General features: G+C 61.2%; 9 protein-coding genes. 4 read left to right on the top strand and 5 right to left on the bottom strand.

What is annotated here, in order from left to right:
• Nucleotides 1–62: 62 nt before the first annotated feature.
• On the bottom strand, nt 63–2,699 hold the full coding sequence (locus tag V3W39_RS13270; protein ID WP_177077047.1) for an MGH1-like glycoside hydrolase domain-containing protein: 2,637 nt from the start codon (nt 2,697–2,699) through the stop codon (nt 63–65).
• Between the two features lie 195 nt (nt 2,700–2,894).
• Between V3W39_RS13270 and hglS the strand changes: the two genes are divergently transcribed.
• Nucleotides 2,895–4,262 (top strand): 2-oxoadipate dioxygenase/decarboxylase HglS, encoded by a 1,368-nt coding sequence (gene hglS / locus V3W39_RS13275; RefSeq protein WP_177077045.1) that lies wholly within the window; start codon nt 2,895–2,897, stop codon nt 4,260–4,262.
• 124 nt (nt 4,263–4,386) lie between these two features.
• Here the strand turns inward: hglS and V3W39_RS13280 are convergent, their stop codons facing one another.
• Nucleotides 4,387–4,626: a DUF465 domain-containing protein gene (locus V3W39_RS13280; protein WP_177042446.1), complete on the bottom strand. Its 240-nt coding sequence runs from the start codon at nt 4,624–4,626 to the stop codon at nt 4,387–4,389.
• 189 nt (nt 4,627–4,815) lie between these two features.
• Here V3W39_RS13280 and tkt point away from each other — a divergent pair, with 189 nt between their 5' ends.
• Both tkt and V3W39_RS13290 read left to right on the top strand, forming a co-directional pair.
• Nucleotides 4,816–6,882, top strand: coding sequence for a transketolase (gene tkt / locus V3W39_RS13285; RefSeq protein ID WP_330212743.1), 2,067 nt, complete (start codon nt 4,816–4,818; stop codon nt 6,880–6,882).
• A gap of 106 nt (nt 6,883–6,988) precedes the next feature.
• Nucleotides 6,989–8,230 carry a hypothetical protein gene (locus V3W39_RS13290; RefSeq protein WP_330212744.1) on the top strand — a complete coding sequence of 414 codons (1,242 nt, stop codon included), beginning with the start codon at nt 6,989–6,991 and terminating at the stop codon, nt 8,228–8,230.
• Here the strand turns inward: V3W39_RS13290 and V3W39_RS13295 are convergent, their stop codons facing one another.
• From V3W39_RS13295 to gcvA, 3 genes are all read right to left on the bottom strand, one after another.
• Nucleotides 8,231–8,992: an SDR family oxidoreductase gene (locus V3W39_RS13295; RefSeq protein ID WP_330212745.1), complete on the bottom strand. Its 762-nt coding sequence runs from the start codon at nt 8,990–8,992 to the stop codon at nt 8,231–8,233.
• A 40-nt stretch (nt 8,993–9,032) separates the two neighbouring features.
• On the bottom strand, nt 9,033–9,860 hold the full coding sequence (locus V3W39_RS13300) for a DMT family transporter (protein WP_177042450.1): 828 nt from the start codon (nt 9,858–9,860) through the stop codon (nt 9,033–9,035).
• Nucleotides 9,861–9,935: 75 nt separating this feature from the next.
• Nucleotides 9,936–10,841 (bottom strand): transcriptional regulator GcvA, encoded by a 906-nt coding sequence (gene gcvA / locus V3W39_RS13305; RefSeq protein WP_177042451.1) that lies wholly within the window; start codon nt 10,839–10,841, stop codon nt 9,936–9,938.
• A 335-nt stretch (nt 10,842–11,176) separates the two neighbouring features.
• On the opposite strand from gcvA, the gene V3W39_RS13310 reads away from it, so the two are divergent.
• Complete coding sequence (locus V3W39_RS13310; protein WP_330212876.1) at nt 11,177–11,986, top strand: glycosyltransferase; 810 nt, start codon at nt 11,177–11,179, stop codon at nt 11,984–11,986.
• Nucleotides 11,987–11,994 lie beyond the last annotated feature (8 nt).

The following is an 11,994-nucleotide window of genomic DNA, read 5'->3' on the forward strand; positions in this document are numbered from 1 at the left end:
AGGCGTCTGCATCGCAGGCAAGCCAGCTCCCACATAAGCCCCACATTTTGATCGTGTTGTTTTCAGGTTTTTGGCTGCAACAACAGCGCGACCAACGCACTCCACCCCGTCTGGTGCGACGCCCCCAACCCACGCCCGGTCTCACCATGAAAGTACTCATGGAACAACACCAGGTCGCGACTCGCCGGGTCGGCCTCCAACTGCGCATACCCCACCATCGACGGCCTTGAACCGTTTTCATCTCGCAGAAACAAGCGGGTAAGGCGCTGGCTGAGACCGTCTGCAACCTCCTCCAGCGACGCCAGGTACCCACTCCCCGCCGGATACTCCACCGAGAAATTGTCGGCGTAGTAGCGATGAAACTCCCGTAGCGACTCAATCAGCATGTAATTGACCGGCATCCACAACGGCCCGCGCCAATTGGAGTTGCCGCCGTACAGTCGTGAGTCAGACTCCGCCGGCTCATAGCGGGCGCACAGGGTGTTGCCATTCATCTTCAGCGCCAGCGGTTCCTCGGCAAAGGCCTTGGATAGCGAGCGCACGCCAAACGTGGAGAGAAACTCGGACTCATCCAGCATGCGCCGCAACAAGTCCTTGGTCCGCTCGCCCCGCAACAACGCCAGCAACAGGCGATTGCCCTGCCCCGGCTCGTTCCAGCGCGACACCAGCTTGGCCAGGTCTGGCCGGTGCTTCATAAAGCCCAACAGACGCTCGCGCAGCCCCTCCAAGCCTTCATGCTCGCGCTGCTCCAGCACCAGCACCGCAAACAGCGGCATCAGCCCGACGATGGAGCGCAGCCGCACCGGTTCGCTTTCACCCCCGGGCCGGTGCAGCACGTCGTAGAAAAACTGGTCCTGCTCATCCCACAGGCCTTCTTCGCCGTTGTCCACGCGGTTAATCGCGCCGGCGATGTACAGGAAGTGCTCGAAGAACTTCACCGCAATGTCCACGTACACCACGTTGCGCTTGGCCAACTCCAGGCCAATGCGCATCAGGTCCAGGGCATACGCGGCCACCCACGCCGTACCGTCCGCCTGGTCCAGCTGGTAACCCGGCGGCAGATCGGCCGATCGGTCGAACAGCGCGATGTTATCCAGCCCCAGGAACCCGCCCTGGAACAGGTTGCGACCCTCGGCGTCCTTGCGGTTGACCCACCAGGAAAAATTCAGCAGCAGCTTGTGGAAGATCCGTTCGAGGAAATCCATATCGCCCACGCCGTTCAGCGCTTTGTCCTGCTGGTACACCCGCCAACTGGCCCAGGCGTGTACCGGCGGGTTGGCGTCATCGAAACGCCACTCGTAGGCCGGCAACTGGCCGTTGGGGTGCATGAAGCGGTCCTTCACCAACAACAGCAGTTGCTGCTTGGCGAAACCCGGATCGATCAGGGCAAAGGCCACTGCCTGGAACCCCTGGTCCCACGAGGCGTACCACGGGTATTCCCAGGTGTCGGGCATTGAAAGAATGTCGAAATTCGACAGGTGCCGCCAATGGGTATTGCGAATATGCAGGCGCTCGGGCGGCGGCGCGGGCTGGGCCGGGTCGCCGTCGAGCCATTGGTTGACGTCGAAGTAATACAGCTGCTTGGACCACAGCAACCCGGCCAGGGCCTGGCGCTGCACATTACGCGCGTCCTCATCGGCGATGCCCTGTTGCAGGGCCGCATAGAAGTCATCGGCTTCCTGGCGGCGCGCCTCGAACAGCTTGCGCGCGTTGATCCAGGGCGCGTCCGCCGGGGCGAAGCGCAGGTACAGGGTTTTGCTTTGCAGGCCCGCCAACTCCAGGATGAAACGGGCGGCGACCTTGGTCCCCGAATCCCGACGGATCGCGGTGGGCGCGCCGGTGGTGACGTAGTCGTTGATCCCGTCCTTGAACGGCCCGGGCCCAGGCAGCCCGTCCAGCCTGGGGTAGTTGGTTTCGTTCTCGCAGAACAGCCACTCCACCCCGTCCTGGCCCCACGCACTCAGATGACGATCAGACAATTCATGATGCCGCGCCAGCACCTGCTCACCCTCCAGGCGCAACTCGGGCTTGGGCGCATCCGCGGTCCAGCTCCAATCGTTGCGCGCCCACAGGTGGGGCAACACCTGCAAGCGCGTGGGCTGGTCGGATCGATTATGCACGGTGATGCGCATGAACACGTCATCGGGCTGGTGCTTGGCGTATTCGACGGTGACATCGCAATAGCGGTTGTCTTCGAACACCCCGGTATCGAGGATTTCGTATTCAGCGTCACCCAGGCCACGCCGGGCGTTCTCGGTAATCAGGTCGTCGTAGGGAAAGGCCGCGTGGGGGTATTTGTAGAGCATGCGCATGTAGGCATGGCTCGGCACGCCATCGACGAAAAAGTACAGTTCCTTGACGTCTTCGCCGTGGTTGCCCTCGGCGTTGTTCAGGCCGAACAGGCGCTCCTTGATGATTGCGTCGTGCTCGTTCCACAGCGCCAGGCCCAGGCACCAGCGCTGGGCCTTATCGCTGAAGCCAGCCAGGCCATCCTCGCCCCAGCGGTAGGCGCGGCTGCGGGCATGTTCGTGGGGGAAGTAGCGCCAGGCGTCGCCGTCGGCACTGTAGTCTTCGCGCACCGTGCCCCATTGCCGCTCGCTCAGGTAGGGGCCCCAGTCACGCCAGCGCTCGGCGTCGTCCCTGGCCAGGCGCTGGCCTTCAATCGTTTCCAGAATGTTCGTCGCAGGCTGTGCCGTCATCGAGTCTTCCGTCGCGTTCCGAGGTGACGGCCAGTGTAGAGCCCTTCGGCGATGAGATGCACGTGAAGCTGACTACATGCAGCTCATTCATTTGCAGAATGAAGTCCAGAGGAATCTTCGTTTGCAAGGCGCCGGCAGGCCCAACAAAATCAGGCAACCGTGCTTTTTACCTCTGTAGCCGCCAGGAATTTTTCTATGCCCACCGTCCGCCCTGTCAGCCCTGACGAGATTCGCAAAGGCTTCTCCAAGGCCATGTCCGACATGTACCGCGATGAAGTGCCGCTGTATGGCGCACTGATGGAACTGGTGGCCGAAACCAACGCCCGCGTACTGGAAACCGACCCCGGGCTGGCGCACCAACTGCAGCGCACCGGGGAAATCCAGCGCCTGGACATGGAGCGCCACGGCGCCATCCGCCTGGGCACCGCCGAAGAACTGGCGACCATCAGCCGCCTGTTTGCGGTGATGGGCATGCAGCCGGTGGGCTATTACGACCTCACGCCGGCCGGGGTTCCGGTGCATTCCACGGCCTTTCGTGCCGTGCATGAAAGCGCGCTGCAAGCCAGCCCGTTCCGGGTGTTCACCTCCCTGCTGCGCCTGGAACTGATCGAAAACCCTGAACTGCGAGCCTTCGCCCAGTCGGCCCTGGCCAAGCGTTCGATCTTCACCCCGCGCGCCCTTGAGCTGATCCAGCAGGCGCAAGCCGATGGCGGCCTCGACGCGGCCCATGCCGAAGAGTTTATCCAGCAAGCCCTGGAAACCTTCCGCTGGCACCACACCGCCACCGTCACCGCCGCGCAATACCAGCAACTGAGCGACCAGCACCGGTTGATCGCCGACGTCGTGGCGTTCAAGGGCCCGCACATCAACCACCTGACGCCGCGCACCCTGGACATCGACCAGGTGCAGGCCGCGATGCCCGGCAAAGGCATCACCCCCAAGGCCGTGATCGAAGGCCCGCCCCGCCGGCAGTGCCCGATCCTGCTGCGCCAGACCAGTTTCAAGGCCCTCGACGAGGCCATCGCCTTTACCGACGCCCAGGGCAGCCACAGCGCGCGCTTCGGCGAAATAGAACAACGCGGCGTGGCGCTCACTCCCAAGGGGCGTGCGCTGTATGACCAACTGCTGAATGCCGCGCGGGATGAACTGGGGGCGTTTCCAAATGAAGCCAACGCCGGGCGCTACACCGAACTGATGGAGCAGCACTTCCAGGCGTTCCCCGATAATTACCGGCAGATGCGTGAACAGGAACTGGCGTACTTCCGCTATTTCGTGACCGAGAAAGGTTTGGCCGCCCAGCACAAGGCCGCGACGCTGGACGAGCTGATCGCCGCCGGCCACGTGGACGTGGAGCCGTTGGTGTATGAAGATTTTCTGCCGGTGAGTGCGGCGGGGATTTTCCAGTCGAACCTGGGGGATGCCGCGCAGAGTCACTACGCCGCCAACGCCAACCAGGCCGAGTTCGAAAAGGCCCTGGGCCGATCGACGATCGATGAGTTGAAGTTGTACGGGGAAACCCAGCAGCGCTCGATTGACGAATGCACCCGCGCGCTGCTGGCTTGAAAAGAGAGTTCGCCCGGCCACAGCGCATTCCATGCGCCGTCTAAGAGCCCCAGTGCCGGGCGAACGGTTGGCATGATAGGCAGCGCCAAGGTCGCTGTCTTTCAGACAATTCTGAACAAATCTTCTACCTGGCCGCCGCTTTCTCCAGTTGCTCGACGATCTTGTCCTTGATCAACAGGCGTTTCTTCTTCAGCTTTTCCAACTCATCGTCGCTGCCACTGGAGGACTCAAGCTCCAGTACCTCCTTGTCGGCACTGTCGTACTGGTGGAGCAGCGAATCCAGGTAGTTGTCGCCCGCCCTGCGCTGTTGAATGTCTTCCTTGGTGAAAGTCAGGTCCTGATACAGGTCGTGTTTCACTGGCATGGAGTACCTCCGCAAGTTGATCAATGACTGAGTGCACCTTGAAGCTAGCCCATCTGGCGGGCTCTTGTCATGTTTGAGATCAACCTGTCGCGTTTGAGTCCCCGTTCGTCGCTGGGCAGACGATTTCATAAAACCTTTGGCCCACCCTGGCCTCCACTGTAGATCGTCACCCGATGGAGAACAGGTTCCATGAATCACGCTGCCAACGCTGTCGACACCCAGTGCATCAACACCATTCGCACCCTGGCCATGGACGCCGTGCAAAAGGCCAACTCCGGCCACCCGGGCACGCCCATGGGCCTGGCGCCCGTCGGCTACACCCTGTGGAGCCGCTTCCTGCGGTATCACCCCGACCACCCCGACTGGCCCAACCGCGACCGTTTCGTGTTGTCGGTAGGCCATGCGTCGATGCTGTTGTATTCGCTGCTGCACCTGGCGGGCGTGGTGGAGATTGACGCCCACGGCAAGCGCTCCGGCCAGCCAGCCATCAGCCTGGACGACATCAAGCAGTTCCGGCAGATGAGTTCGAAAACCCCCGGCCACCCCGAATACCGCATGACCACCGGCGTGGAAACCACCACCGGGCCACTCGGGCAGGGCTGCGCCAACAGCGTCGGCATGGCGATGGCCGAGCGTTGGCTGGCCAAGCGTTTCAACCATGACGACCAGGTGCTGTTCGACTACAACGTGTACACCCTGTGCGGCGACGGCGACATGATGGAAGGCATCAGCAGCGAGGCCGCCTCCATTGCCGGGCACTTGAAGCTGGATAACCTGTGCTGGATCTACGACAACAACACCATCAGCATCGAAGGCCACACTGAACTGGCCTTCAGCGAAGACGTGATCAAGCGCTTCCAGGCCTATGGCTGGCACACCCTGCACGTCACCGATGCGAATAACCTGCTGGCCCTGAGCGATGCCCTGAGCACGTTTCAGAAAAACACCGGGGCACCGACCCTGATCGTGGTCGACAGCGTGATTGGCTACGGCTCGCCCCACAAACACAACACCGCTTCGGCCCACGGCGAACCCTTGGGCGAAGAAGAAATCCGCCTGACCAAAGCCGCCTACGGCTGGCCCGAAGACTCAAGCTTCCTGGTGCCGGATGAGGCGCGCACGGTCCTGCGGGATGCGCTGCTGGCGCGCAGCAAGCCGCTGTATGAACAATGGACGCAAACCCTGTCCCACCTGGAACAGTACGAGCCGGAACTGGCCGATGAACTGCGGCGCATGCGCGCGGGCGAAATGCCCGAGCATTGGCAGGACCCATTGCCAAGCTTTGCCAGCGATGCCAAGGGCGTCGCCAGCCGCGCAGCCGGTGGTGAGGTGTTGAACGCGTTTGCCCAACAGATCCCGTGGTTGCTGGGGGGCTCGGCCGATTTGTCGCCGTCCACCAAGACCAACCTGACCTTCGACGGCGCCGGGCGTTTCAGCGCCGAGAACTATGGCGGGCGCAACCTGCACTTCGGCATTCGTGAACATGCCATGGGCGCGATTGCCAACGGCATGGCGCTGTCGTACCTTCGGCCCTACACCTCGACCTTCCTGGTGTTCAGCGACTACATGAAACCGCCGATTCGCCTCGCGGCGATCATGGAGTTGCCGGTGGTGTTCGTGTTTACCCACGACTCGATTGGCGTCGGCGAAGACGGCCCTACCCACCAGCCCATCGAACACCTGACCCAACTGCGGGCCACGCCGGGCTTGCTGACCCTGCGCCCGGGGGACGCGAATGAAACCCTGGAAGCCTGGAAAATCGCCCTGGCCCAGACCCATCGGCCGACGTGTGTGGTGCTGTCGCGGCAAAACCTGCCGACCCTGGATCGCACCAAGTACTCAGCGGCCTCGGGCACGTCCCGTGGTGCTTATGTGCTGGCTGGCGCCGAAAAGCCTCAGGTGATCCTGATGGCCACCGGCAGTGAGGTCAGCCTGGCCGTAGACGCCTATGAGCAGCTGAAATCCGAGGGCGTGGCGGCGCAGGTGGTGTCGATGCCGAGCTGGGAGTTGTTCGAAGAACAGGACCAGGCCTACCGCGACAGCGTACTGCCGCCTGCGGTGAAGGCCCGGCTGGTGGTGGAACAGGCCGGCCCCCTGGGCTGGGATCGCTACGTAGGCCAGACCGGGGCCAAGGTGGTGATGAACAGCTTTGGCGCCTCGGCACCCTTGGCCAAGTTGCAGGCCAAGTTCGGCTTCACCCTGGAGAACGTGGTGAAGCTGGCGAAAGAGCAGGTCAAGCTCAACGCCACGGGCTAGGCTCAGGCACGAGGCGATGAAGGATAAGTAGAGGGAAGCGTGCAAGTTCTGGATAATGGCCCCCGCGTGATCACACGCCCAGCCAACGATACGGAAATCTTGCTCGATGAAATTGCTGCCCCTTCTCGCCTCTGCCCTGCTGCTTCCGTCCATTGCCCATGCCGGCGATGCGGCGCTGGACGACACACTCAAGGCCTTCAGCCGGTGTGACGCCAGCTTCTTCTCAAGCCTCAAGGCCCACAGCGATGCCTGGAAAGCCTATGCGCCGCTGCAGCAGGACAAGGATACCGCGTGGATTACCGTAGCCAACCGTGCCAGCCGTTCCGGCAACACGGTGGCCCTGCGTAACCTGCCCCCTGTCGCCGGGATGAAACTGCTGTCCTATTTCGACGAGAGTACCGACCTCGGCAACGTGGGCTACTACTTCTACTGGGGTTTCATGGTCGATGGCAGTCCGGACGACGTAGCCAAACGCCTCGGCCCGCTGCTTGAAAAGCCCGCCCTTCTGAAGAAAATCGACACGGCTTACGTGCGCAGTGAACTGCGGTTTCGCGACAACTGGGTGAGCATCGAGCCGATGCCGGGCAGCGCCCCTGGCAAGTCGCGGGTAGAGCGCGTATTGCTGCTGGAACCGGAAGGCGCACAAACCCGCCTGAGCTGCTCGGTGCAAGGCGCCGTCGACGCCGCGCTGCTGGTGCAATTGCGTCCGGACATCCCGCCCGCCGAGTACCCGCAAACACGCCTGGAAAAGGCGATCGGCGATGTCCCCGTGCCGCAGGAACTGCTGAAGAAACTCGACTCGCCCCTGCTGGCGCCAAAATTCAAATCGTTGACCTACACCTACACGACACAACCGGTGGGAGCCACCAAGCGGGACTCGAAGTCGGTGGAGTACAAGGTCGAGAATGGCCTGCTGAACAAAACAGAGAACTACAGCAGCTTCCGGGTCGAACGGGTGACCAAGGCCGACCTGATCCAGCTGAAGGCGAAGATGATCGGCCTCGGGGATGACAGCGTGCTGCAAACCAGTGAAATGGAATTCAAGGCACCCCAAAGCTGGAGCCCGGGCCAGACCCTCAGTGCACGCCTGCTCATGAAGCATGTGCCGGCCAAGCCCGGCGACGAGCCCTTCAAGACTCAACTGGAATGCACCGTGGGCGACCGCATGCCTGCCCGCCAGGTATTCGCCTCGCTGCCGGGGGATGCCATCAAGCTTGCGTGTGTCCAGGGCGAAATCCGCACATCCCAGGCCTTTGTAGAAGACCTGGGCCTCGCCATTACGCTGGAGTCAACGTCCGGTGCCGACCATGACGTGTACGAAATCACCGCCCTGGAGGTGGTGCGCTGATCACTTGCCGCCAGTCACATCCAGGAACGTTCCCGTGATGAAGGATGCCTCGGCGCCGGCCAGCCACAGGATCGCCCGCGCCACTTCTTCGGGCTGACCGCCCCGGCCCATGGGGATCGAATCCTTCACGCGGTCAACCCGCCCCGGCTCCCCGCCGCTGGCGTGAATATCGGTGTAGATATGCCCGGGACGAATGCAGTTGACGCGTATTCCCTCCCGGGCGACTTCCTTGGCAAACCCGATGGTAAAGGTCTCAAGCGCACCCTTCGACGCCGCGTAGTCGACGTATTCATTGGGGCTGCCGAGCCGGGCCGAGGCCGACGAGAGATTGATCACCGAGCCGCCGCGCCCCTCGTGACGGAACGACATACGCTTCACCGCTTGTTGGGCACACAGCATCGGCCCGATGGCGTTCACCGCAAAAATCCGCTGCATCCGCTCGAACGCCAGGTGCTCTACCCGGGACTGCAATGCGTTGATCCCGGCGTTGTTGACCAGCACATCGATGCGGCCGAATGCCCGGTCGATCGCGGCGAACAGTTGAATGACCTGCTCCGGGTCGGCGCTGTCGGCGCGCACGGCCAGCCCCCGGCGCCCCACCGCCTCGACATCCGCCACCACCCCGAGGGCAGCAGCCTCATCGGAAACGAAGCTGATCGCCACGTCATAACCTTGTGCGGCGGCCAGCCGCGCGGTGGCGGCACCTACGCCACGACTTCCACCCGTTATCAGAATCAGCGGTGCCTGCGAGACGGTATCCATTGAGCGAACCTTCATGTGGTGGGGAAAGCGTTACCTGGCCTCAGCCGATAAGGAAGGTGCCGGTGGCAATCACCACGCACGCCAGTACCTTTCGAACCGTCAATGTCTCGCCCAGGAAGAAATAACCGATCAGCGCCGCAAACAACACGCTGGTTTCACGCAGTGCCGACACCGCGCCCATGGGCGCGCCGGCCATGGCGTAGATGATGATTCCGTAGGCCAGGAGCGACACCAGCCCACCGGCGAAGGCCGTGAAAAACCCGGGCCGCAGGCTGAACAGACTTTTCGGCCCGCGCAGGCCGATATACACCGCCGGCATCAACACGCCCCACAAGGCGCACATCCACACGGTGTAGGCCATCGGGGCACCCGACAGGCGTGCGCCAATCCCATCCGTCACGCTGTAAGCGGCAATGAAACACCCGGTGCCCAAGGCGTAAGGCAGGCTGGGAACGGCCAGCCGGCGGCCCCTGAACGCCAGGGAAATGATGCCGCCCGATACCAGCGCAATGCCCAGCAATGAGCTGGCCGACACGCTCTCCCCGGCAAACACCGCGGCGCCAAGGGTGATCAGTACCGGCGAGGAGCCGCGGGAAATCGGGTAGGTTTGCCCCAGGTCGCCCACCTTGTAGCTGCGCACCAGGAACAGGTTATAGCCAACGTGCAGCACCGCCGACAGCACCACATAAAACCAGCTGGCCGGTGCCGGCGGCTCCAGGAACACCGCAACTGCGGCGCTGGCGATGGCCACCGCCAGGCACATGACCGTCATCGACCAGAGCCGGTCGGCGCCGCCACGCAGCAGCGCGTTCCAACTGGCATGCAGTAAGGCGGCGAAGAGAACCAGGAGAATGATGTGATAAGGCATGCGCCGATCTTAAGCAAAGTGGCGCGTTAAATGTAACAAAGTCTCCTCATTCAACAATGAGCATTTCCTCATGCTTCATTCATACGCCAACCCGGCGTTCACCGCCTCCTGCATCAGCCATTCACGGAAGCTGACGATGTGTGGCCGGGACTCGATGCCCTTGGGGCAGACAAAGTAATAGGCCACCGGCGACGGAAACGGCACGTCGAACAACTTGACCAGGCTGCCGTCCCGGAGCTCCGATTCCACATGCCCGCTGCGCGCCAACGCAATGCCCTGGCCGAGTAATGCGGCCTCGATCGTCATGTTGGTATCCGCAAACCTGACGCTCTCCTTGAGCGGCGAAATTCCCAGCCCGACGTGCTGGAACCAGACTTCCCATTTCGGCACCAGGTCCGCGCCGTCCCGCGTCAACAAGGGATAGCGCAGCAGTTCCGCTGGCGTGCGCGGCATGCCAAAACGGTTTAACAAGTCAGGACTGGCCACCGGAAAAATCTGCTCCCGGAAGAGGAACTCCGAGTACAGGGCCGGGTAATTGCCATTGCCGAAGCGAATCGCCACATCCGCCTCCGCACTTGAGAAGTTGATGGCTTTGTCGCTGGAGTCCAGCGTGACCAGAATTTCAGGATGCCGCTGGGCCAGGCTCGGCAACCGTGGCAGCAGCCATTTCAGCGCGAAGGAATAAGTGGTGCTGACCTTGAGCCGAACCCGGCCCTTCTGCTCTCGCAGGTCTGCGAGTGTGGTCTCAAGGTTCATGAAGAACTCGCGCACGATCGGCGCCAGGGCCGCCCCGGCAGGCGTCAGGCTGAGGGACTTGCCCCGCTGGAACAGCTGCAATCCCCAGAGTGCTTCGAGATGCTTGAGCTGATGGCTGACGGCACTTTGGGTGACATGCAGCTCTTGCGAGGCCGAGGTAAAGGTGGCGTGCCGCGTCGCAACTTCAAAGGCACGCAATGTCGAGGTGGGTGGCAGGTCTTTCATGGCATCGCATCACCGCTTATGAACAGATGCTCATGATAGAACATCTATCCATTATACGGTTGCCCTATAGCCCGCATAAAAACCAAGATTTTATCCACTGCATTTTCATACTTATTTCACATTCACTTATTTATAAAGCGGGCCTAAATAACGCAGCCCGCTCCACAGTTGTTAATTGAGTATCTAAATATGTCAGGCGCGACACAATCAGCAACAATTGCATACATAGCCACACGTCTTTTTCACGCCAATTGCTTTGTTAAAAATGAAACTCAAGGACAACTAAGAACAAGGATTTTTTACCCTCATACACACCCACTTTGAGTACGTGAATGATGAGTAAAGCCGATATCCCCAGCGAACTTCCAATGCCATTCAGCATAGTTCTTGTCAATTATAAAACGCCTGAAATCACCAAGATCTGCCTGGAGCTATTGCACCAGCATATTGACCCCCGCCGCACGCCTGTCTGGGTGGTCGACAACTATTCAGGCGATGAAAGCACCGAGTATTTGCGAACACTTGACTGGATCAACTTGATCGAGCGGACCACTTCCGAGCCCGAGCCGGGCCATATCGCCCATGGCAAAGCACTGGATAAGGTGCTGGAGCGCGTTGACACTGATTACTTATTGCTGATTCACACGGACACCTTCATTTTCGACAAGAACGTTTTTCCGATGATGCTGAACAAGTGCATCAACTATCCAGACGTCGCAGCAGTGGGTTGTGTAGAGCAACTCAATCGCGGCCCCACCAGAACGTTCTGGCGTTTCAGCTCGCGCCTGTTCAAGCATTATTTCCGACGCCTGAAAATTGCCCTGGGGCTACGTTCAAGAGAACCCAAGCCATACCGGGAACTCTACCTGAAGAGCTTTTGCACCTTATGGAATTGCAAGCTCATCAAGCAACATGGCCTGCACTTTTCAATGGATGACCGCGTGCCCGGCTATACACTTCAAGATCGCATGACTGCACTCGGCTACAGCGTTGAAATGCTGCCGCCGCGCAAAATCTTCAGTTACCTGGATCACATCCAGGCCGGGACCGTTTCGGCGGCGGGTGGCTATGGCGCAACCCACAGGCGAACCAGGATGTATAACAACATTCTCAGGCGCCTTAACAAGGACGCCCTTGGTGCCTAGGCTTCGGC

It is taken from the genome of Pseudomonas sp. Z18(2022) (assembly GCF_036346535.1).
GTDB classification, from domain to species: Bacteria; Pseudomonadota; Gammaproteobacteria; order Pseudomonadales; family Pseudomonadaceae; genus Aquipseudomonas; species Aquipseudomonas yamanorum_A.